This is a genomic window from Parasphingopyxis marina (assembly GCF_014237875.1).
Taxonomy (GTDB): Bacteria; Pseudomonadota; Alphaproteobacteria; order Sphingomonadales; family Sphingomonadaceae; genus Parasphingopyxis; species Parasphingopyxis marina.
Genome location: NZ_JACJVJ010000002.1, coordinates 1,003,425 through 1,025,509 on the forward strand (window position 1 = coordinate 1,003,425; position 22,085 = coordinate 1,025,509).

Consider the following 22,085-nt stretch of genomic DNA (forward strand, 5'->3'; position numbering starts at 1 on the left):
TCATTTCGTGTACAGTCGCCGCTCGCAACCCCGGGAAGGGATCACATGGCAGAGAAGCGTTTCGAACGGCACAAACAGGCCTGGACCAGCGAAGAGACCCAGAAGCTCCACACGCTCGCGCGCAAGGGGATGACCCGCCGCGCCATCGCCAAAGCGCTGACGCGCAGCGAGGAATCGGTCAAGGCCAAGGCCAAGGCCGACAGCCTGAAAATCGCCAAGCTGCATTGAAATCCGGGGCAGACCGGGCGCCTCGACGCCCCCGGGCTTGGCGAAACCATGGCTTTTCCAACTCCTTCAAGGGGTTAGGGAACCAATTCAAAATTTGAAAGTTGTCTTAACCGGTTCATCGAAAGGAACATGTTATGGCAACCACTGTTACCGATTCCGGTCTTGTGAAGCTTCTCCAGGACCTTGTTCATCTCGATTACGATGCGATCCGGGCCTATGAAGCGGCCATCGACCGGCTTGAAGACGACAGCTTCAAATCGACGCTCGCCCGTTATTGCGCGGACCATCGGGCCCATACCGAAAATCTCGGTGCCCATTTGCGGGCGCTCGGCGCGGACGTGCCCGACGGCGCGGACTGGAAGAAGATCCTGACCAAGGGCAAGGTCGTCATTGCCGGGCTGATCGGCGACCGCGCCATCCTCGCTGCCATGCTCGCCAATGAGGAAGTGACCAACAAGGCCTATGAAGCGGCGTTGGAGCATGAGGCCGCGGATCCCGGCGTGCAGCAGACCTTGCGCGCCAATCTCGAGGACGAACGCCGCCATCGTGCCTGGATCGAAGGGACGCTCGAACGCCTGTGACCAATATCGCCACCCCCGAACGCACGCGCCCCGGATCGAAATTCCGGGGCGCCGCTTCCAGCCCCGTGCGCACCCTGCGGCGGCCGGCAAAGCAGTTGCGCGAAATCGAGCGCCGTTTCGAACGGTTCATTTCCAACCCCGCCTATCCTTGCGTCGGCGCGAAAAGCGCGGTCGCCCAAGGGCAGGTCGAATATTATCACGGAAGCAACCTCTGCTCCGCATGGGACGACCTGGCGCTGATAATGGCGCTACAGGAGTTCGGCCGTCGCTACCGGCGCAACCCGCGCCTTTTCACGAGCTTCGTCGCGATTTTCGATACGCCGGTGATGCTCAACGAGGCGGCCTTCGAGCGCAATCTGTGGGCGCGTGTCCAATCGCTTCACGACAAGGATATGTGGCTGAGTTCGTCCTATGACGAGCGTGTCAGCCCGGATCCCGACAGCCCGGATTTCGCCCTGAGCATCGGCGGCAATGCCTTTTTCATCGTCGGGCTGCATCCCCGTGCCAGCCGCAAGGCGCGGCGTTTCGAGAAACCGACCTTGGTCTTCAACCTGCACGATCAGTTCCACCGGTTGCGCGCCGATGGCCGGTACGAGAAAATGCGCAAGGCGATCCTGGGCCGCGACGAACGCTGGTCGGGATCGGTCAATCCGATGCTGGCCCGTCACGGCAGCGTTTCGGAAGCCCGCCAATATAGCGGCCGCAAGGTCGATGAGGACTGGAAATGCCCCTTCAATCCGCGCACGGGCGAAAAGCGATGATCCAGCATATCCCGCCCCGTTCGGGGGCCGCCTTTCGCTTGCGAAAGGGCCAGCGGCTAACGGTCATCGATCCCGAGGGCGGACAGGTGGCGGACCTGTGCGCATTCAGCGCAGCCGACAGCCGGGAAGTGATCTCCAACGGCCGGACGATCGACTATGCTTCGCGCATTTTCTTCACGACCGGCGATCCGGTCTATTCCAACCGCAGCAATGTGATGTTCGAGATCGTCGAGGACGATGTCGGCCGACACGATTTCCTGCTTACGCCCTGTTCCGCCGAGATGTTTCGCAAGCTTTACGGAGACGACCAGCCCCATCGCGGCTGCTTCGGAAACCTCGCCGCCGCGCTGGAACCTTTCGGCATCGCTCCGGACCAGATACCCGTCGCCTTCAATATTTTCATGAATGTTCCGGTCGACGGAGAGACAGGGGCCATCAGCGTCGAGCCGCCACTCAGCAAGGCGGGAGACCGTTTCGTCATCGAAGCGCGGATGGACCTGATTATCGGCCTCACCGCCTGTTCGGCGCCGCTCTCCAATGGCGGTTCGTTCAAGCCGATAGATTATCTGATCGCGTGAGGCGGTGGCATGAGAGAAACCCCGTCGCCGTTCACACATCCGCAATAGCGCCGCCCGGCCTGCTCTGCTAACCGCTTTGCCATGAGTTTCGCCGAAGCAACGACCTCCTCTCGCGAAATCCTGACCGGCCTTCACGATGTGATGGCCTCGCGCACCCATGCGCAGGGCAAGCTCAACCGGGTCGTCGAGATCATCGGCGAGGCGCTGGATAGCGAAGTCTGCTCGATCTACCTGCTCCGCGAGGGCGTGCTCGAACTCTATGCGACGCGCGGCCTGAACCAGGACGCCGTCCATGTGACCAAGATGGCGCTGGGCGAAGGGCTGGTCGGCGTGATCGCCAAGTCCGGTCGCATCCTGAACCTCGACGAGGCGACCTCGCATCCCGATTTCGCCTACAAGCCGGAAACCGGCGAGGAAATGTATCACAGCTTCGCGGGTGTTCCGATCATCTACCGCGAGCGTCCGGTCGGCGTGCTCGCCGTCCAGCATACGGATCCGCGTCCCTATGAGGACGTTGAGACCGAAGCCCTGCAAACCGTTGCCATGGTGCTTGCCGAATTGATCTCGAACGCCGAACTGATCGACGACAGCGCGAGCGAGTCCGATGCCGCGCGGGAAACCGGCGCGATGCGGCTCGACGGGCAAAAGCTCGTCATGGGCATGGCGCGCGGCACGGCCGTGTTCCACCAGCCGCGCGTCAATGTAGAACACACGGTCGCCGAGGATACCGAGGCCGAGCGCCAGCGCGTCTACGCCGCCTTCCGCAAGATGCGCGAGCAGATCGACGCGATGACCAACCAGGCGGAGTTCGGCGCCGGCGGCGAACATGCCGATGTGCTCGAAACCTACAAGATGTTCGCCTATGACGAGGGCTGGAGCCGCCGGATCAACGCGGCGATCGATTCCGGCCTCACCGCCGAAGCCGCCATCGAGCGCGTCCAGCAGCGCACCCGGTCGCGGATGCACGAGATCGACGATCCGCTGCTCGCCGAGCGGATGCATGACCTTGAGGATCTGTCGAACCGGCTGATCCGGATCGTCGCGGGGCAACTGGGAACGGCGGCGCAGCTGGGCCTGCGATCGGACTCAATCCTGATCGCGCGCAATCTGGGGCCTGCCGAACTGCTCGAATATGACCGGCGGCGGCTGAAGGGCGTGATCCTCCAGGAAGGATCGCTGACCGCCCATGTCACCATCGTCGCGCGCGCGATGGGCGTGCCGGTGCTCGGCCGCGTGGCGCATGTCCGCCGCCTGATCCACGAAGGCGACGAGCTGCTGCTGGATGTCGAGGAAGGCAGCGTGGATGTTCGCCCCTCGGCGACCATGGTCGAAGCGTTCGAGGCGAAACTCGCCCGGATGCAGCAGAAGCGCGCCGAATATGCCGCGCTGCGCGATGTCGAGCCGATCAGCAAATGCGGGAAGCGCATCACCGTGATGGTCAATGCCGGACTGCGCGAGGATGTCGCGGGGCTGGAAGTGGCCGGCGCCGACGGCATCGGCCTGTTCCGCACCGAATTCCAGTTCCTCGTTTCCGATACCCTTCCCCGCCGCGAAGCGCAGCTGCGACTGTACAAGGACGTGCTCGATGCGGCGGGCAAGAAGCCGGTCATCTTCCGCACGCTGGATATCGGCGGCGACAAGGCCGTGCCCTATCTGCGCCAGGAAGCGGGCCAGGAAGAAAATCCGGCGATGGGCTGGCGCGCGCTGCGGCTGGCGCTCGACCGTGAAGGCCTGATGAAGGTGCAAGCGCGCGCGCTGATCGAGGCCGCGGCGGGCAAGGTGCTGAACGTCATGTTCCCGATGGTTTCCGAACCCTGGGAATTCGACGAGGCCCGGGCCCTGGTCGAAGCGCAGCGGGTGTGGCTCGAGGATCATCACCACATGCTTCCGAGCGAGATCCGCTATGGCTGCATGCTCGAAGTTCCCGCGCTCGCCGAGATGCTCGATGTCCTGTTGCCGCGGCTCGACTTCCTGTCGATCGGCACCAACGATCTCACCCAGTTCCTGTTCGCCGCCGACCGCGCGGATCCGCGCATCGCCGACCGCTACGACTGGCTGAGCCCGGCGATCCTGCGCTTCCTGCGCCGCGTCTCGAAAGCGACGAACGAGGCGGGCGTGCCGACCACGGTATGCGGCGAAATGGGCGGACGGCCGATCGAGGCGATGGCGCTGCTGGGCCTCGGCATCGACCGGCTGTCGATCACGCCGGCAGCGGTGGGTTCGATCAAGGCCATGGTCCGCTCGCTCGATTGCGGCGCGCTGGAAGAGCAGATGGACGAATGGCTGGCCTATCCGCCCGACGACATGCGCGAAGCGCTGCTCGACTGGGCGACGCAGAGATCCGTCGCAATCGCCTGACCGTCCACGCTCTGGACTGCGGAGCGCTTGACAGAAACGCGCCGGGGTTGCGAAAGCTTTAATGGAGGTAGCGCGCCCGAAAGCGCCCGCCCAAGGGGACGCAAATGTCGGAAGAAAGTGGCGAAGACGCCGCATTGTTCGAGACCAGGGTCGGAACGCAGCTTCGCGAAGCCCGCGAGAGCCAGGGCGTCGCGCTGGACGAAATCGCCCGATCGACCCGTATTCCCTTGCGAGCGCTCGAAAATATCGAGGCCGGCAATTACGACGCCCTCCCCGCCCCCACCTACAGCACCGGTTTCGTCAAATCCTATGCGCGCGCCGTCGGGCTCGATGCGGAAGCGCTGGGCCGGGCGTTTCGCGAGGAAATCGACTATCGCCCGGTCAGCGAGACCGTCGGCGATTATTTCGAACCGACCGATCCGGCGCGCGTGCCGCCGCGCAGCCTTGCCTGGATCGCTGCCGCGATCGCACTGCTGCTGATCGCCGCCTATGCGCTGTGGCGCAGCGGCCTGTTCGGCATGGACGAAGACGACCGCGCGAGGATGGCCGCCGGCACCGACGCCCAGCCGACCGCGGAAGCCCCGCCTGCCACCAGAAGCGCCGCGCCGCCGGCACGGGCGCCGGCCAATGGAACAGTCGTGCTGGAGGCGACCGACACCGTCTGGCTGCGGATAGACGAAGGGGAAAGCGGCGTCCGCATCTATGAAACCGAGATGCAGGCCGGCGACCGCTACGAAATCCCGGCGACCGCGCGCCAGCCCGTGATCCGCACCGGCCGCGCCAATGCCTTGCGCGTCACCGTCGGCGGGACGGCCGTGGATCCGCTCGGCCCGCCCGATACGATCATCTCCGGTATAAGCCTGCTGCCGGCAGACCTTGCGCGGCCAAGGCCGCAGCCTGCGCCGCCCGAAATCGACACGCCCGCCGGGCCGGAATAACCCGAACCTGTGCTTCATGGTGCCGACAGGATAGCGGCGTCAAAAGACGCATGTTAGGCATGACCGGAATGGATCGAGGGAGATACGCATGCGCCACCTGCTGATTGTCGCACTTTTGACGACGAGCCTTGCCGCGCCCGCTATGGCGCAGAGCGGCGATGTCGAACGCCGCGTCGACAGGATCGAACGCGAGGTCCGCGCGTTGCAGCGCCGCATCTTCCCCGGCGGCAGCCCCGAATTCTTCGAGCCCGAAATCCAGCCCGGCGCCCAGGCCGGCCCCGCCGGCAGCCCCGCCGGATCGCCGATCACCGGCCTGACCGACCGGGTGAATTCGCTCGAACGCCAGCTCGCCACGCTGACCGGCCAGGTCGAGGAAAACAGCTACGAACTGCGTCAGCTGCGATCGATGGTGGAAGCGCTGCAGGGCGGCGGAACCACGGCGAATGTCGCGCCGTCGCTCGAACTCGAACCGCCGGTGCAAGGCGAAACCCTCACCGCGCCCGAAGGCGAAGCGGCGGAGACCACGCTGCCGCCCGATGCGCCCGTCCGGGCCGCCGGTACCGAACCGCCTCTGCCCGACGATCCCGGCGAAGCGTCCTATGTTCGCGGCTATCGCCTGTGGCGCGACGGCCGTTTCGAGGAAGCCCGCGTCCAGTTGCGCAACACGGTCGATCAATTCCCCGGCCACCGGTTCGAAAGCTATGCGCGCAACCTGCTCGGCCGCGCCTATCTGGACGATGCCAAGCCCGCCAATGCGACCGAGATCTTCGTGCGCAACTATCAGGAGCTTCCCAATGGCGATCGCGCGGCCGACAGCCTGTTCTTCCTCGGCGTCGCGCTGACCGAACTCAACTATAACGATCGCGCCTGCCTGGCCTTCGACGAACTGGAAGATGTCTATGGCGAGGGGCTGCGCAGCACGATCCGCGAACAGGTCCCCGCGGCGCGCGAAACCGCGGGGTGCCGCTAGGCGCTTCGCAATTCCGCCGATGCGGGGCTAAAGCAACCCGATGGCCCCGTTGCCCGACCGATTCCGCGACGCTCTCGAAGCGCTGACCGGCGCCGCGCCGAGCCCCGGCACGCGTCTTGGCCTGGCCGTGTCGGGCGGACCGGACAGCCTGGCCCTGCTGCTGCTCGCCCATGCGGCCTGGCCCGATGCCATCGCCGCCGCGACTGTCGATCACGGTCTGCGCGCGGAAGCCGCCGCGGAGGCCGCCCATGTCGCGCGGATTTGCGAGGGGCTGAACGTGCCGCACGCCATCTTGTCGCCGCCCGAGCCGATCGCCGGCAATATCCAGTCGGCGGCGCGCGCCGCGCGCTACGCCCTGCTCGATGCGTGGAGCGAGGCAGAGAGCCTTGCCTGGGTCGCGACCGCCCATCATGCCGACGACCAGATCGAAACCGTGCTGATGCGCCTGATGCGCGGCAGCGGGATCGAAGGCCTTTCCGCCATCCGCCCCGTCAACGGCCGCTATGTCCGCCCCCTGCTTGCCATGCGGAAAGCCGCGCTTGTCGAATATGTCCGGGCGCACGGCATCGCGGCGATCGAGGATCCGAGCAATAGCGATGACGGTTTCGACCGCGTCCGGTTGCGCAAGGCCCTCCGCGATCTGCCCGACTATGATCCCGCTCTCGTCGAGCGGGCGATGACGGCCGCGCGCGAAGCGGGGGAGGCGCTGCAATGGGCCCGTGACCGGGAGGCGAAAGCCCATGTCGAGCGCGTCGGCGAAAATCTGATTCTCGCCCGGACCGACTATCCGCGCGATCTCCTCCGGCGGCTCGTGCTCCACTGCCTCGAATCCCTCGATCCGGATATCGCGCCGCGCGGCCCGGCGCTCGACCGGCTTCTCGCGACGCTCCGGCGCGGCGAAAAGGCGACGATCGGTGAAATTCTCTGCGCCCCGGATAAGCAGGGAAATTGGCGATTTTCCAAGGCTCCCGCCCGCCGGACGGGATAGTCCGCCCCGCTCACACGCTATTCATCTTTACCCGTTGATTGTCTTTTCACCGCAAAATCCTATTTTGGCTGCAACTAAAGGGCCAATTATTATGAATGACGATCGCGATCCGCAGGAAGGCGGCACGAATCCCTGGGTGAAAAGCCTGTTCATCTGGGCGGGCATTCTTGTCGCCCTGATCCTGTTCGTGACCATGTTCGACAGCGGCGGCGCCACCGCCGACGATACCTTGAGCTATACCGAGTTCATGGACCGCGTCGAACAGGGCGAGGTCCAGTCGGTCGAGATCAACGAAACCTTTCTCCAGGGCATGCTGACCGACCAGACGACGTTCCGCACCAACCGCCTGCCCGGCGTCCCGCTGCCCGAGGAAACGCTGCGCGACAACGGCGTCGAGGTGAGCGGCCGTACCGAGGAGCGCATGGGCATCTGGGGCTATATCCTCGTCAACCTTCTGCCCTTCGTACTGATCTTCGGCATCGCCTTTTTCATCATCCGCCAGATGCAGAAAAATGCCGGTTCCGGTGCCATGGGCTTCGGCAAGTCCAAGGCCAAGATGCTCACCGAACGGCAAGGCAAGGTGACCTTCGACGACGTCGCCGGCATCGACGAGGCACGCGAAGAGCTGCAGGAGATTGTCGAGTTCCTGAAGGATCCCGGCAAATTTTCCCGGCTTGGCGGCCAGATCCCCAAAGGCGCGCTGCTCGTCGGCTCGCCCGGCACCGGCAAGACGCTGCTTGCACGCGCGATCGCGGGCGAAGCGGGCGTGCCCTTCTTCACCATTTCCGGCTCCGACTTTGTCGAGATGTTCGTCGGCGTCGGCGCCAGCCGCGTCCGCGACATGTTCGAACAGGCCAAAAAGAACGCGCCGTGCATCGTCTTTATCGACGAGATCGACGCGGTCGGCCGCCATCGCGGCGCCGGGCTCGGCAACGGCAATGACGAGCGCGAACAGACGCTCAACCAGTTGCTCGTCGAGATGGACGGCTTCGAGGCGAATGAAGGCATCATCATCATCGCCGCGACCAACCGCCCCGACGTTCTCGATCCGGCGCTGCTGCGCCCGGGTCGTTTCGACCGCCAGGTCGTCGTGCCCAAGCCGGATATCGAAGGCCGGGAGAAAATCCTCGACGTCCATATGAAAAAAGTGCCGCTGGCCCCCGATGTGGATGCGCGCACGATCGCGCGCGGCACGCCGGGTTTCTCCGGCGCCGATCTCGCCAACCTGGTCAACGAGGCCGCGCTGCTTGCCGCACGCAAGGGCAAACGCCTGGTCGCGATGGACGAGTTCGAGGAAGCCAAGGACAAGGTGATGATGGGCTCGGAGCGGAAATCCATGATCATGACCGAAGACGAAAAGCGCGCGACCGCCTATCACGAAGCCGGCCATGCGCTCGTTTCGCTCCACGTCAAAGGCTGCGATCCGCTCCACAAGGTGACGATCATCCCGCGTGGACGCGCGCTCGGCGTGACCTGGAACCTCCCCGATCGCGATCGCTATTCGATGTCGATGGAGCAGATGAAGGCGCGGCTCGCCCTCGCCTTTGGCGGGCGTATCGCCGAGCAGCTGATCTATGGCGAAGATTCGCTCAACACAGGCGCGGCGAACGACATCCAGCAGGCGACCGACATGGCCCGCGCAATGGTGATGGAATATGGCATGAGCGAGAAGCTCGGCTGGCTGCGTTATCGCGACAATCAGGACGAGGTGTTCCTCGGCCACAGCGTCGCGCGCAACCAGCAGGTTTCGGAAGAAACCTTCAAGGTCATCGATTCCGAAATCCGCCGCCTGATCGAGGAAGCCGAAGGGACTGCGCGCGCGGTGCTGACGGACAATCTCGACGAGCTCCACAAGCTGGCCGGCGCCTTGCTGGAATATGAAACGCTGAGCGGCGAGGAAGCGAAGCTCGCCATTGCGGGCGAGGATATCGGCCGGGGCGACGATCGCGGCAACATGCCGGCGCCGCAAACCTCCGGCGGTTCCAGCATTCCCAAAACCACGCCGCGAAAACGGCCATTCGGCGGCCCCGCGCCCGAAGGCGCCTGATCGCCGGCGACGCGTGAATCGATCGAAGGCCCGCCCTCACCGGCGGGCCTTTTTTTAGCCCAGCGCGCCGATGCCGAGCAGCATCACGAAGAAGATCGATGCGGTAATGAAACAGAAATTGGCAAGCAGGGCCGTGCGTATCAATGCGCCGAGGCGCGTCAGACGATAGCCATATTTGAGCTGCTTATACATGTGCAGCAGCGGAATGATCGACACGGCACCGACGATCCATCCGCCGCCCAGTCCCATAAAACCCAGCACCGTCAGCACCACCGCGAACAGCGACATGAAGGCCAGCGAATAGGTGACGAAGACCGCATGGTCGTACATGCGGAACCGCCGCGTCCAGAAGAACAGGATCCACACGAACGGCACCGATAGCGGGATCAGCAGCCAGGAAAATTTATAGCCGTTGGCCTGCAGTTTGTAGAGCGCGAGGCTCGGATTTTCGCGGATTTTCTCGATCCCGTAATCCAGCCGATCCCAGCCAGTACTGAGGTTGCGCAAATCGTTGGTGCCGGTTGGGTTGCCGTTACCATCGACTGGTCCCACATTTTCGCCGGTCGTGCTTGAAATCACGGTGTCCAGATGCCTCTGTCCTATGTCGAGTTCCTCGATACGGCCGTCGAAATTTTCGAGCCGCGTCCGAAGCGCATCGGCGTCCGCTTGCCGATCCGGCTGGCTTTCGAGCACAGCCAGCTCTCGATCGAGACGGGCGCGTTCCTCACGCACGTTGGCAATTTGGTTTTCGAATTCCTCCTGCGCGAGCTCGGTCGATACACTGTCGACATCGATATTGGAGAGCGACACGCCGTAAATCTGGAACACCGCGAACATCAGGAAGATCGCGAACAGGAACATGCCGAGCGGCGAAACGAATTTCGCGCGCTCGCCATCTACAAAGCGGCGGGTCAGCTCACCGGGACGGAGGATCAGCAGCGGCATGGTGCGCCAGAACTTGCCGTCGAGATGCAGCACGCCGTGCATCAGGTCATGCCCGATCGCGCCGATCGAACGGTGGATATGCGCCTTCTGGCCGCACAAATGGCAATGGGTGCCGATCAGGACGGTCGAACAATTGGCGCAGAGCCGTTCACCCTCTGAACCGCCCTCGCCATGCGCAGGTTCCACCGCGCGCGCGGCCAGCGCGCCGGTAACGGCTTCGCCAATGCCTTCGATGTCATTGTCCATAGGCAGCCCCCGATCCGCTTATTAGCGCGTTTCGCGCCTTCGTCGATAGCCGTTCACGCCCAGCATCCGCCATGTTATGGGCGGGGCCATGAACCAACATAGCCCCATCCAGGACCCCGAAGCACTGATCGACGATATGGGACGGCGCGCCCGCAAGGCCGCCGCAACGCTCGCCCAGACGCCAACCGCGACCAAGGCGGCAGCGTTGGAGGCCGCCGCACGCGCCCTGCGCGCCGCGGAGCAAGCCGTGTTGGCGGCGAATGTCGGCGATGTAGAGCGCGCCACCCAAAATGGTCTCAGCGCAGCGATGCTCGATCGGTTGAAGCTCGACCCCACCCGCATCGAAGGCGTCGCCTCGGCGCTCGAAGCCGTGGCCAGGCTCGACGATCCCGTCGGCCAGTTAATCGATGAAAGCACGCCGCCTAACGGCCTGAAGCTCAGCCGCGTTCGCGTTCCGCTGGGCGTTGTCGGCATCATCTATGAAAGCCGGCCCAATGTGACGGCCGATGCCGGCGCGCTCTGCATGATGGCCGGCAATGCCGCGATATTGCGGGGCGGCTCCGAAGCGATCGAAACCAATCGCGCGATCCATGAGTGCCTGATGGCGGGCCTCGGGGAAGCCGGCCTGCCCGAGGATGCGATCCAGCTCGTGCCGACCACCGATCGCGCCGCCGTCGGCGCGATGCTGCGTGCAAGCGGGCTGATCGACATCATCGTGCCGCGCGGCGGCAAGGGGCTTGTCGCCCGCGTGCAGGAAGAGGCGCGCGTCCCGGTGCTCGCCCATCTCGACGGTATTTGCCACGTTTACCTCCATCCCGCCGCCGATCCGGAAATGGCCGAAGCCATTGCGGTCAACGCCAAGATGCGCCGCACCGGCATTTGCGGGGCGATGGAGACCTTGCTGATCGACAAGGGCTTTGCCGATCCCGCGCCGGTTATCGGCGCGCTGATCGAAGCCGGCTGCGAAGTGCGCGGCGATGCGGCGGTACAGGCGCTCGACGGTCGGGTTGCCGCCGCCAGCGACGAAGATTGGGACACCGAATATCTGGAGCCCATCCTTTCGGTCGCCATCGTCGAGGATATGGACGCTGCGACAGGCCATATCGCCGCCCATGGTTCGGGCCATACCGACGCCATCGTCACCGAGGATGCGGATGCCGCAGCGCAATTCCTGAACCGCGTCGACAGCGCCATCGTCATGCACAATGCCTCGACCCAGTTTGCCGATGGCGGCGAGTTCGGGCTGGGCGCCGAGATCGGCATCGCCACCGGGCGGCTCCACGCGCGCGGCCCGGTCGCGCTCGAAGGGCTCACCACCTATAAATGGATCGCCCGCGGCGACGGTGCGATCCGCCCCTGAACCTTTCAAAAAGGCAGAAATTTCGATGCGCTACAACAAACTCGGCACGACCGGCCTCTTCGTTTCCGAGCTGTGCCTCGGCACCATGACGTTCGGCGGCAAGGGCCTGTTCAAGGTTGTCGGCCAGGTGCCGCAGGACGAAGCCGACGAACTGGTGAAGACGGCCATAGACGGCGGAATCAACTTTCTCGATACGGCCAATGTCTATTCCGAGGGCATGTCGGAGGAGATCACCGGCCAGGCGCTCAAGAATCTCGGCATCGCGCGCAGCGACGTGGTGATCGCGACCAAGGTGCTCGGCCCGATGGGCGAAGGCCCCAACGACAAGGGCCTGTCGCGCTATCACATCATGAACCAGGCCGAAGCGAGCCTCGAACGCCTGCAGACCGATCATATCGACCTCTACCAGATCCATGGTTGGGACCCGGCGACGCCGATGGAGGAAACGCTGCGCGCCTTCGAGGACCTCGTGTCCTCCGGCATGGTCCGCTATATCGGCGTATCGAACTGGGCGGCTTGGCAGATCGCCAAGGCGCTCGGCATCGCGGCGACCAACGGCTATTCGCGCTTCGAAACCGTCCAGGCCTATTACACGATCGCCGGGCGGGATCTGGAACGCGAAATCGTGCCGATGATGCAGTCCGAAGGGCTCGGACTGCTCGTCTGGAGCCCGCTCGCCGGCGGCCTGCTCTCGGGAAAATATTCGCGCGAGGACGAAGCCGGAACCGACGGCCGCCGCGCCAGTTTCGATTTCCCTCCGGTGGACCGGGACCGCGCCTATGACGCGATCGACGTCATGCGGGAAATCGCCGCGGCGCACGGCGCGACGGTACCCCAGATCGCCATCGCCTGGCTGCTGAAGCAGGATGTGACGACCAGCGTCATCGTCGGCGCCAAGCGCAAGGACCAGCTGGACGACAATCTGGGCGCCTGCGGCGTCGCGCTGACCGATGCGGACATGGAAAAGCTCGACACGGTCAGCCAGCTGCCGAAGGAATATCCGGGCTGGATGTTCGAGCGACAGGGCAGCTACCGGGATCCCAACGCGTAGCGCCCGTGAAGCCGACAGGCCTTCTTGGCGGATCCTTCAATCCCGCCCATGGCGGGCACCGCGCGATCAGCCTGTTCGCGATGGACGCGCTCGGGCTGGACGAGCTGTGGTGGCTGGTCTCTCCGGGAAATCCGCTGAAAGACGGCGCGAAGGATATGGCGCCGCTCTCCGCGCGGCTCGCCTCCGCCCGCAGGCAGGCGCGTCGATCGCGCATCCGGCCGACCGCGATCGAGCGCGAATTGGGCACGCGCTACACGGTCGACACCCTGGAAAAACTGATCAGGCGCTATCCGAAACGGCAGTTCGTCTGGATCATGGGCGCGGACAATCTCGGCCAGTTCCATCGCTGGAAAGCGTGGCGCCGCATCGCCCGGCATATTGTGATTGCCGTGATTGCCCGCCCGGGCTATGATGACGACGCCTTGGCCGCCCCGGCCATGGCTTGGCTGCGGCGCTTCGTCCGGCCCGTAAGCCAGTCGCGTAACTGGACGGATTGGAGACCGCCAGCGCTCGTGCTTTTGCGCTTTCGACCCGATCCCCGTTCCGCCACGAGCCTGCGGCGCGACAACCCGTCTTGGCATCTTGCATTTCGCTCAACAGCCTCGCGCGACCCCGTCACGCGAAGGCGCATCCCATAGGAGACATCTTGCCCGCTTCATCTGCTGCGACGCTCAAGAGTTCAGAGGCCATGCCGGCCGAAGACCTTCACCAGCTCATTTTGCAGTCCTTGGATGACGATCAGGCGCAGGACGTGACCTCGATCCCGCTCGCCGGTAAATCGTCGATCGGCGATTACATGGTCATCGCCAGCGGCCGTTCGACCCGTCATGTCGCCGCCGTCGCCGAAAAGCTCGCCGAACGCATCAAGGCCGAAACCGGCCATCCCGTGCGCATCGAGGGGCTGCCGACCGCAGACTGGGTGCTGCTCGACGCCGGAGACGTGATCATCCATCTCTTCCGGCCGGAAGTGCGCAGCTTCTACAATCTGGAGCGCATGTGGGGCTTCGGCGAAGTGGCCGAAGCCGCCGATAGCTGAGCCTTTCGCTCCACATCGTTGCCCGCGGCAAGATCGGCCGTGGGCCCGAGGCGGAACTCGTGGATCGCTACGTCGAGCGGATCGCCTGGCCCGTGACCCTCACCGAATTGCCGGACAGCGGCGGCAAGACGCCGCCCGCACCGCCCTCCGCCAAAACCGTCGCGCTTGACGAAAAGGGCAAACAGCTCGGCTCGGTCGAGCTCGCCCGGCAGATCGAACGCTGGCGCGACGAAGGCGCGCGCGAAATCCGCTTCCTGATCGGCGCCGCCGACGGGCTGTCGATCGAAGAACGGGGCAGCGCCGACCTGCTGCTGGCCTTCGGCAAGGCGACCTGGCCGCATCTGATGGCCCGCGCGATGCTCGCCGAGCAATTGTGGCGCGCAAGCTCGATCCTTGCCAACCATCCCTATCATCGCGAAGGATAGCGCGATGTGGGTGCGACTTCTTGCCATGACTGCGCTGTTTTCGATGGCGCTCGCGCCGTTCGCCTTCGCCCAGGATAGCGCGCTCGTCGCGACCAGCGCGAGCGAAGGCGAAGCCCTGCAGGAAGCGCTGCGCCAGCGCGCCATCGCCCGCCGCCGGGCCGAGCAGTTCCAGACCCAGGCCGAAGAGGCCGAGAGCGAGGCCGAACGCGCCGCCGCCGCCCAGGCCGCCGCCGCCGCGGAAGTCCAGGCCGCCGAGGCGGATCTCAGCGCCGCACAGAGCCGTATCCGGCTGATCGAGGAACTGCGCCGCGAACAGCGCGCCCGGCTCGCCGAGCGGCAGGGCGCGATCATCGGGTTCACCGCCGCGCTCCAGACCATGGCCCGCCGCCCGCCGGGCCTCGCGCTCGTCCAGCCGGGCAGCATCCGCGACATCGTCCATGTCCGCTCGCTATTCGCAACGACCCTGCCCGTCGTCCGCGAGCGCACCCAGGGGCTGCGCGCCGAAGTTGCGCGCGGCGCCAATCTCCGCCTCCAGGCCGACCGCGCTGTCGCCGTGCTGGAACAGCGCCAGGGCGATCTCGAAGGGCGGCGAACCCGGCTGGCCGCGCTCGAACGGACCTCGCGCCAGCAGGCCGAACGGCTGGCGGGCGCGGCGATGATGGAGACGGACCGGGTACTGGCGCTCGGCGAAGACGCGCACGATATCCGCCAGCTGATGAGCGAACTCGATCGCCAGGCCGAGATTCGCGACGACCTGATCGACCTGCCCGGCCCCCGACTCCGGCCCCGCCAGCCCGGCGAAGCGAACGCCCCGCGGCAGCAGGCATCCCGGCCCCGTGCGCGCCAGCGCCCGCCCTATCGCCTGCCGGTAATGGGCGAGGTCGTCGAAGGCCTGGGCGAAATTTCCGATGCCGGCGTCCGTTCTCGCGGCCTCACCATCGCCACCCAGCCCGGCGCGCAGGTGATCGCGCCGACGGCGGGCCGGGTAAGCTATGCCGGGGATTTTCGCGGCTATGGCCGGATCGTGATTATCGATCATAGCGGCGGCTGGACGACGCTGATCACCGATCTGGCGACGATTAGCGTCCGTGTCGGCGATGTCGTGCGACAGGGCGCCCCGATAGGCCGTGCCGGCGATGATCGCCCGACTGTCAGCGTCGAATTGCGCCGGGATGGACGCCCGGTCGATATTTCCTCGCTTGTAAGCCGAGGTTAAGCCGCTGGTGGCATAGTATCGGCCGTTGGCAGCATATGCTTTGCCCTGCCCCGAAAAAGGGCTATTTAGCCGCGATCAGTTGAGAGAGTAGAGCCATGGCAAGACCGTTTATCAGTGCATTGGGTGCCGTCGGCACCTTGGCGCTCATTCCCGCCTTCACGGCGACCCTCGCGGCCGTCGATGTCGATACCTATCGCGAGCTGGACCAGTTCATGGACGTGTTCGAACGGGTGCGCGCCGAATATGTCGACGAAGTCAGCGACGAAGAGCTGATGCGCGGCGCCATCAACGGCATGCTCAACAGCCTCGATCCGCATAGCTCCTTCCTCGACGAAACCGGGTTCGAACGGCTGAACACGCAAAGCCAGGGCGAATATGGCGGGCTGGGCCTCACCGTCGTCATGGAAGACGGCGCGGTGAAGGTTATTGCCCCGTTCGAAGGCACCCCGGCCGACCGAGCCGGCATCCGCGCGGGCGACTATATCACCCATCTGGACGGCGAGCTGATTTTCGGCGGCACGCTCGACGAAGCGGTCGAAGAGATGCGCGGCGAGCCCGGCACCTCGATCGAGGTCCGCGTCGTCCGCCCGGGCGCCGACGAGCCGCTCAACTTCACCCTCGTGCGCGAGGTGATCGAGCTGCACGCCGTCACCTCCACGGTCGAAGACCGGGTCGGCATCATCAACATCAACACCTTTAACCGGAACACGGCCGAAGAGGTTCGCGCCGCGATCGCGTCGATCAACCAGGAAACCGGCAACCGGACGCTCGGCTATGTCATCGACTTGCGCTCGAACCCCGGCGGCCTGCTCAACCAGGCGATCGCCGTATCGGACCTGTTCCTCGAACGCGGCGAAGTGGTTTCGCAACGCGGACGCCATAGCGCCGATATCGAACGCTATTATGCGCGACCCGGCGACGACACCAATGGTGCGCCATTGGTCGTTCTGGTCGATGCGGGCTCCGCCTCGGCATCGGAGATCGTCGCCGGCGCGCTGCAGGACCATCGCCGCGCGCTCGTGATCGGCGAGCGGACCTTCGGCAAGGGTTCGGTCCAGACGATCCTGCCCTTGACCCAGGACACTGCCCTCAGGCTCACCACGGCGCGCTATTACACGCCGTCGGGCCATTCGGTGCAGGAAGGCGGCATCGAGCCCGATATCGCGGTGCCGCAGCTCAGCAATGCCGATTGGCGGGATGCCCCGCGCTTCCGCGAGGCCGATCTCCGGCGCCATCTGATCAACGAGGCCGAGGTCCAGGAAGACGTGATCGAGGAAGACGTCCGCGACGATCCCCGCTTTTCGGCCACGCCCGAGGAACTGACCGAGCAGGGCATTTCGGATTTCCAGCTTCATTACGCTGTGGAAACGATTTCCCGGCTTGCGCGGCAGCCCCGCACGGCCGTCGCCTCCGCTCCGCGCCGCAGCAACTAGGACACCGCACCTGCCGATGACGTCTGACGCGCTCGCCCGCACGCTTGCTCTCGCCACACCCGTGGCGCTGCTCGCGGGCGCGCTGGGTTCGCAATATATCGGCGGCCTTTATCCCTGCGATATGTGCCATTGGCAGCGCTGGCCGCATTATGCGGCGGTGCCCCTCGCCCTGCTCGCGATTCTCCTGCGCGCCCAGCCGATCGGGACGATCATGCTCTGGCTCGCCGCGCTCGCAATCTTCGCGAGCGGCGCGATCGGCCTGTTCCATGCCGGTGTCGAATATGGCTGGTGGGAAGGGCTGACGACCTGTTCGACGACGAGCAGCGGGGGCGATTTCATGAACGATATCCTCGCCGCGCCGATCATCTCCTGCGACCAGCCCCAATGGACGTTGTTTGGAATTTCGCTTGCCGGATTCAACGCGATTATTTCGATCGGCGCTGCTATGGTCATCGCATGGCTGACGACCCGCAAGGCGTAACCCCGCACCCTACCCCGCGGCCCGATACCGAATCGATGATCCGGGTGGACCAGGCCGGCGAATATGGCGCGACGCGCATCTATGCAGGGCAGCTTGCGGTGCTGGGCGATCGCCATCCGGCCTCGCGCTCGATCGCGCGCATGGCCGAACAGGAACGCCGCCACCGCGAACGGTTCGACGAACTGACGGTGGAGCGCGGCGTCCGCCCTACCCTGCTCCAGCCCTTCTGGAATCGCGCCGGCTTCGCGCTCGGCGCGGCATCGGCGCTGCTCGGCCCGCGTGCGGCGATGGCCTGCACCGCGGCGGTCGAGACCGAGATCGACCGGCATTATGCCGAACAGCTGGACGAATTGGGCGAATCGGACCCCGAACTCAGCGACATGATCGCCGAATTCCAGGCCGAAGAGGTCGAACACCGGGAAACGGCGATCGCCGAAGGTGCCGAGGAAACACCCGGATACCCACTCTTTTCGGGCGCTATCCGCCTCGGCTGCCGGCTCGCCATCGCCGCCGCCAAGCGGATTTGAACGGTTGGCGGCAATTCAGGCACAGGCAATATTGGATAGGCCATCTTGCGGGAACGCTTCGAATGGCTGTAGCGTTGACGCTGCGAAAGGGAGGAAGAGTATGACGCGCATTCTGGGAATTTCGGCGCTGGCTGTTGCCGCGGCCGCCCTCCCTGCCGCGCCCGCCACGGCGCAGAACAATGTCCGAATGCAGATCGTCTATGGCGACGAGGAATGCGCGACCAGCAACGGCGAAATCATCGTCGTCTGCGTGCGCCGCGACGAAAGCGAGCGTTACCGTATTCCGCCGGAATTGCGGGACACCCGCGATCTTGCCGCGAATGAAAGCTGGCTCTCCCGCTCGCAAAGCGTGGAATATGTCGGTCGCGGCGGCACGATGAGCTGCTCGCCGGTCGGCCCCGGCGGCTTTACCGGCTGCACCGAGCAATTGCTGACGGCCGCGCGTGCCGAACGCGGCTCCCTGCTCGAATTCTAGCCTTTTCGGGAGCCAAACCGGCCCCTCCTTCGTTCTCCCCCTGTCTCCCAACGGAAAGGACAGGATATGAGCGATAGCATCTACAAGATCACCGAGGTCGTCGGCACGTCGAAGACGAGCATCGAAGACGCGGTCAGCGGCGCCGTCGAGCGCGCGGCGAAAACCGTTCACGATATCGGCTGGTTCGAGGTCACCGAAACCCGCGGCCATGTCGAAGGCGGCAAGGTTGCCCATTATCAGGTGACCCTCAGGATCGGCTTCCGACTGCAGGACTGACGTCGCCCTTCCCGCCTCAAGAAATCCAGGCCGGGCTGCAACCGCAGCCCGGCTTGCGCGTTTATGGGGGAGGAAAAGCAAAAGGAACCCATCAATGGCAGACGAAACGATTTTCGCGCGGCTCAAGGAAGATCATGACAAGCATCGCGCGCTTCTCGACCAGATCGACAAGACGCATGGCGACAGTGACGGCCGCAAGGAGCTGTTTTCACGCTTCAAGACCGAAGTGACGGCCCATGCCGCGGCGGAAGAAGAAACGCTCTATGCGACAATGCTCGAAAAGCCCGACCTGCGCGACGATGCCCAGCATTCGGTCGCCGAGCACAAGGAGATCGAGGATTATCTCGAAGAGCTTGAGGAGATGGATTTCTCCTCGACCGGCTGGCTCACCCGGTTCCGCACCATGAAGGACAGCTACCTTCATCATATCGACGAGGAGGAGGACGAGATGTTCGTCCATGCGGCCAAGGATCTTTCCAAGGCGACCGAGGAAAAACTCGCCGCAAAATTCGAGCGGCGCAAACCCGACGAACTCGAACGCGCCGGATAGGGCTTGTCAACTTGCCCCTTGTGGGGCCACGCCCAACCGCTAGTCTCTCCTCCCGAGAGGGGATGACGAGATGAGCGTCAGCGAAGCCAATGAAGCGGTCGCCGCCATGGAGGAACCGGTCGGCGACCGCTCCTTTCTGGGCCACCCGAAAGGGCTCGGCTATCTCGCCTTTACCGAAGCCTGGGAGCGCTTCTCCTTTTACGGGATGCAGGCGCTCCTCGTCCTCTACATGGTCAACTATCTGCTGCTCGACGGGCGCGAGGAGGGCGTGCTCCTGTTCGAGCCGTTCAGCCGGCTCTATGGCGGCATCGAGGGGCAAGCGCTCGCTTCGGCGGTGTTCGGCACCTATGCCGCATCGGTCTATCTGACGCCGATCCTCGGCGGCTGGCTCGCCGACCGGATACTCGGCAAGCGCCGCACCGTATTGCTCGGCGCGATCACCATGGCGTTCGGCCATTTCCTCATGGCTTTCGAAGCCAGCTTCCTCTTCGCGCTGCTCTGCCTCGTCCTCGGGTCGGGCATGTTCAAGGGCAATATCGCCAGCCAGGTCGGATCGCTCTACAAGCCGGACGATCTGCGCCGCGCCGACGCCTTCCAGATCTTCTATCTCGGCATCAATGCAGGCGTCATCGCCTCGCCCTTCATTGTCGGCACGCTTGGCGAAAAGATTGGCTGGCACTGGGGCTTCGGCGCCGCCGGCATCGGCATGCTGATCGGTCTCGCAATCTATATCGCCGGACAAAAATATCTCCCCGACGAGCATTTCGAACCGCAAGGCGCGCGCGATACTATCGAAAAGGCGCCCAAGCTGCGGCGCGACGAATGGCCTGCCGTGATCGCGCTGCTGCTGCTGATTCCCGTCATGGCGATCGCGATCGTGCCCAACAACCAGATCTTCAACGCCTATCTCGTCTGGGGCGACCAGCAGTTCGATCTCAACTTATTTGGCTCGCGGTTGCCAACGACCTGGCTGATCACGCTCGACGCGATCGTGTCGGTCAGCTTCCTCGTGCTCGTCGCGCTTTTTTACCGCTGGTATGCCAGGCATTGGCGCGAACCCGACGAGATCACCAAGATCATTATCGGTTCAGCCTTCTCCATCGGCGGGATGCTCTGCCTGTTCATGGCGGCGTCGACCCAGGGCGAGGGCGAGAAAATCGGCATGTTCTGGCCCGTTGCCTTCCATGTCCTGAACTCGATCGGCTTCGCCCATATGCTGCCGATCAGCCTCGCGCTGTTCGCGAAGCTCGCTCCCAAAGCGATCAACGCCACTGTCATCGGCCTCTATTACATGGCGTTCTTCTTCGGCAATTCGCTCGTCGGCTGGGTTGGCGGCTGGTACGAAACGATGCCGACGACAAGCTTCTGGCTGATGCATGCCGGCTTTGCCTTGACGGCCGGATGCTGTTTTGTACTGTTCAAATTATCAGCCGGGCGAATATTAACGGGCAACGATCCGGACAAGCCGGCCCAGGCATCCGCCTGACATTCGGGAGATGGACCGATGCGTTCCCTTTGCCTGCTGCTTCTCGCGGCGCTGCTGCCTGTCAGTCCGATAATGGCCCAAGCGCCAACCGATGACGCCGCCCTGCCGCTGATCATTGCGCATCGCGGCGCCTCGGCCGAGCGGCCCGAGCATACGCTCGAAGCCTATCAGCTCGCGATCGACCAGGGCGCCGATTATATCGAGCCCGATTTCGTGCTGACCAGAGACGGCGTGTTCGTCGCCCGGCACGAGCACGAGATTTCAGGCACGACCGACATCGCCGACCATCCCGAATTCGCCGATCGGCATACGACCAAAACCTATAATGGCGAGGCGGTGACCGGCTGGTTCACCGAGGACTTTACCTTGGCCGAACTGCGCACCTTGCGCGCCCGCGAACCGCTAGCCGAGCTAAGGCCCGCCAGCGCGGCCTATGACGGGCAATTCGCCATCGCGACCCTGGAAGAAATCCTCGCGCTTGTGCAGCGACAGGACCGGCCGGTCGGCCTCATGCCGGAACTCAAGCATCCGAGCTATTTCCGGTCGATCGGGATGCCGATGGAAGAGGCCTTTATCGAGCAGCTGGCAGCGGCCGGATATGCCTCAGCCGACGATCCGATCTTCATCCAGGCGTTCGAGATCGCGCCGCTTGTCCAGCTGAACGCGCTTACGGATATTCGGCTCGTACAGCTCGTCGGCGATGCCGGGGGGCCCTCGGATGCCCCCGATACGACCTATGCGGATATGGTGTCGCCGGCCGGCCTCGCCGAGATCGCCGCCTATGCCGATATTCTCGGGCCGCCCAAAAATCGCGTCATTGCTCGGACGGAGGACGGAGCGCTCGGCGAACCGACAAGCCTTGTCGCCGACGCCCATGCCGCCGGGCTGCTCGTCGTGCCCTGGACCTTCCGGCCGGAAAACCATTTCCTGCCCACAAATTTTCGGGTCGGCAACGATCCGCGCGCCGATGGCCGGCCGAGCGAGGAGATGATCGCCTTTTTCCGGGCCGGCGTGGATGGCATTTTCACCGACGATCCCGAAGAGGGCATCTATGCCCGCTACCTGCTCGAACGCCCCGGACTGATGCGCGAACTCGCTCGCGAGGCCCAGGAAAATGGCGAAAATTAAA

Annotated in this window: 23 protein-coding genes and 1 pseudogene; 23 read left to right on the top strand and 1 reads right to left on the bottom strand. The window is 64.5% G+C overall.

The window, feature by feature from the left end; translation table 11 throughout:
• Positions 1 to 45: 45 nt before the first annotated feature.
• The 9 genes and pseudogenes from H6P80_RS13660 to ftsH all read left to right on the top strand — a co-directional run bounded on the left by H6P80_RS13660 (position 46) and on the right by ftsH (position 9,449).
• Complete coding sequence (locus H6P80_RS13660) at positions 46 to 228, top strand: hypothetical protein (protein WP_185801906.1); 183 nt, start codon at positions 46 to 48, stop codon at positions 226 to 228.
• A gap of 134 nt (positions 229 to 362) precedes the next feature.
• Positions 363 to 809, top strand: a complete 447-nt coding sequence (locus tag H6P80_RS13665) for a DUF892 family protein (protein ID WP_185801907.1) — start codon at positions 363 to 365, stop codon at positions 807 to 809.
• Positions 810 to 874: 65 nt separating this feature from the next.
• A pseudogene (gntA, locus tag H6P80_RS13670) lies at positions 875 to 1,486 on the top strand (guanitoxin biosynthesis heme-dependent pre-guanitoxin N-hydroxylase GntA); the annotation flags it as partial.
• 80 nt (positions 1,487 to 1,566) lie between these two features.
• A complete protein-coding gene (locus H6P80_RS13675) occupies positions 1,567 to 2,148 on the top strand; it encodes a DUF1989 domain-containing protein (RefSeq protein WP_185801908.1) in 582 nt (193 codons plus the stop codon).
• 81 nt (positions 2,149 to 2,229) lie between these two features.
• Complete coding sequence (ptsP, locus tag H6P80_RS13680) at positions 2,230 to 4,506, top strand: phosphoenolpyruvate--protein phosphotransferase (RefSeq protein WP_185801909.1); 2,277 nt, start codon at positions 2,230 to 2,232, stop codon at positions 4,504 to 4,506.
• A gap of 104 nt (positions 4,507 to 4,610) precedes the next feature.
• Positions 4,611 to 5,444: a helix-turn-helix domain-containing protein gene (locus H6P80_RS13685; RefSeq protein WP_185801910.1), complete on the top strand. Its 834-nt coding sequence runs from the start codon at positions 4,611 to 4,613 to the stop codon at positions 5,442 to 5,444.
• An 88-nt stretch (positions 5,445 to 5,532) separates the two neighbouring features.
• Positions 5,533 to 6,414: a tol-pal system YbgF family protein gene (locus H6P80_RS13690; RefSeq protein ID WP_185801911.1), complete on the top strand. Its 882-nt coding sequence runs from the start codon at positions 5,533 to 5,535 to the stop codon at positions 6,412 to 6,414.
• Positions 6,415 to 6,454: 40 nt separating this feature from the next.
• Positions 6,455 to 7,402 carry a tRNA lysidine(34) synthetase TilS gene (gene tilS / locus H6P80_RS13695; RefSeq protein WP_185801912.1) on the top strand — a complete coding sequence of 316 codons (948 nt, stop codon included), beginning with the start codon at positions 6,455 to 6,457 and terminating at the stop codon, positions 7,400 to 7,402.
• Between the two features lie 91 nt (positions 7,403 to 7,493).
• A complete protein-coding gene (gene ftsH / locus H6P80_RS13700; RefSeq protein WP_185801913.1) occupies positions 7,494 to 9,449 on the top strand; it encodes an ATP-dependent zinc metalloprotease FtsH in 1,956 nt (651 codons plus the stop codon).
• A gap of 54 nt (positions 9,450 to 9,503) precedes the next feature.
• Here ftsH and H6P80_RS13705 read toward each other — a convergent pair whose 3' ends face one another.
• On the bottom strand, positions 9,504 to 10,640 hold the full coding sequence (locus tag H6P80_RS13705; protein WP_185801914.1) for a DUF3667 domain-containing protein: 1,137 nt from the start codon (positions 10,638 to 10,640) through the stop codon (positions 9,504 to 9,506).
• Between the two features lie 88 nt (positions 10,641 to 10,728).
• Between H6P80_RS13705 and H6P80_RS13710 the strand changes: the two genes are divergently transcribed.
• The 14 genes from H6P80_RS13710 to H6P80_RS13775 all read left to right on the top strand — a co-directional run bounded on the left by H6P80_RS13710 (position 10,729) and on the right by H6P80_RS13775 (position 22,084).
• Positions 10,729 to 12,000: a glutamate-5-semialdehyde dehydrogenase gene (locus H6P80_RS13710; protein ID WP_235973884.1), complete on the top strand. Its 1,272-nt coding sequence runs from the start codon at positions 10,729 to 10,731 to the stop codon at positions 11,998 to 12,000.
• Between the two features lie 25 nt (positions 12,001 to 12,025).
• Positions 12,026 to 13,051: an aldo/keto reductase gene (locus H6P80_RS13715; protein ID WP_185801916.1), complete on the top strand. Its 1,026-nt coding sequence runs from the start codon at positions 12,026 to 12,028 to the stop codon at positions 13,049 to 13,051.
• 5 nt (positions 13,052 to 13,056) lie between these two features.
• The gene (locus tag H6P80_RS13720) at positions 13,057 to 13,689 is read left to right on the top strand and encodes a nicotinate-nucleotide adenylyltransferase (protein WP_185801917.1); all 633 of its coding nucleotides are present in this window, start codon (positions 13,057 to 13,059) and stop codon (positions 13,687 to 13,689) included.
• A gap of 50 nt (positions 13,690 to 13,739) precedes the next feature.
• Positions 13,740 to 14,087, top strand: coding sequence for a ribosome silencing factor (rsfS, locus tag H6P80_RS13725; protein WP_185801918.1), 348 nt, complete (start codon positions 13,740 to 13,742; stop codon positions 14,085 to 14,087).
• Positions 14,084 to 14,512, top strand: coding sequence for a 23S rRNA (pseudouridine(1915)-N(3))-methyltransferase RlmH (locus H6P80_RS13730; protein ID WP_185802149.1), 429 nt, complete (start codon positions 14,084 to 14,086; stop codon positions 14,510 to 14,512). The genes rsfS and H6P80_RS13730 overlap by 4 nt, the downstream gene beginning before the upstream one ends.
• A gap of 4 nt (positions 14,513 to 14,516) precedes the next feature.
• Positions 14,517 to 15,728, top strand: a complete 1,212-nt coding sequence (locus tag H6P80_RS13735; RefSeq protein ID WP_185801919.1) for a murein hydrolase activator EnvC family protein — start codon at positions 14,517 to 14,519, stop codon at positions 15,726 to 15,728.
• 95 nt (positions 15,729 to 15,823) lie between these two features.
• Positions 15,824 to 17,161 (top strand): S41 family peptidase, encoded by a 1,338-nt coding sequence (locus tag H6P80_RS13740; RefSeq protein ID WP_185801920.1) that lies wholly within the window; start codon positions 15,824 to 15,826, stop codon positions 17,159 to 17,161.
• A gap of 16 nt (positions 17,162 to 17,177) precedes the next feature.
• Positions 17,178 to 17,642 (top strand): disulfide bond formation protein B, encoded by a 465-nt coding sequence (locus H6P80_RS13745; protein WP_185801921.1) that lies wholly within the window; start codon positions 17,178 to 17,180, stop codon positions 17,640 to 17,642.
• Complete coding sequence (locus H6P80_RS13750; RefSeq protein ID WP_185801922.1) at positions 17,618 to 18,169, top strand: demethoxyubiquinone hydroxylase family protein; 552 nt, start codon at positions 17,618 to 17,620, stop codon at positions 18,167 to 18,169. Before H6P80_RS13745 ends, H6P80_RS13750 begins: the two co-directional genes overlap by 25 nt.
• A 100-nt stretch (positions 18,170 to 18,269) precedes the next feature.
• Positions 18,270 to 18,644, top strand: a complete 375-nt coding sequence (locus tag H6P80_RS13755; protein WP_185801923.1) for a hypothetical protein — start codon at positions 18,270 to 18,272, stop codon at positions 18,642 to 18,644.
• 66 nt (positions 18,645 to 18,710) lie between these two features.
• Complete coding sequence (locus tag H6P80_RS13760; RefSeq protein ID WP_185801924.1) at positions 18,711 to 18,920, top strand: dodecin; 210 nt, start codon at positions 18,711 to 18,713, stop codon at positions 18,918 to 18,920.
• Positions 18,921 to 19,014: 94 nt separating this feature from the next.
• Positions 19,015 to 19,470 carry a hemerythrin domain-containing protein gene (locus H6P80_RS13765; protein WP_185801925.1) on the top strand — a complete coding sequence of 152 codons (456 nt, stop codon included), beginning with the start codon at positions 19,015 to 19,017 and terminating at the stop codon, positions 19,468 to 19,470.
• A 70-nt stretch (positions 19,471 to 19,540) separates the two neighbouring features.
• Complete coding sequence (locus tag H6P80_RS13770; protein WP_185801926.1) at positions 19,541 to 20,956, top strand: peptide MFS transporter; 1,416 nt, start codon at positions 19,541 to 19,543, stop codon at positions 20,954 to 20,956.
• An 18-nt stretch (positions 20,957 to 20,974) separates the two neighbouring features.
• Complete coding sequence (locus tag H6P80_RS13775) at positions 20,975 to 22,084, top strand: glycerophosphodiester phosphodiesterase (protein WP_235973885.1); 1,110 nt, start codon at positions 20,975 to 20,977, stop codon at positions 22,082 to 22,084.
• Position 22,085: the final 1 nt, after the last annotated feature.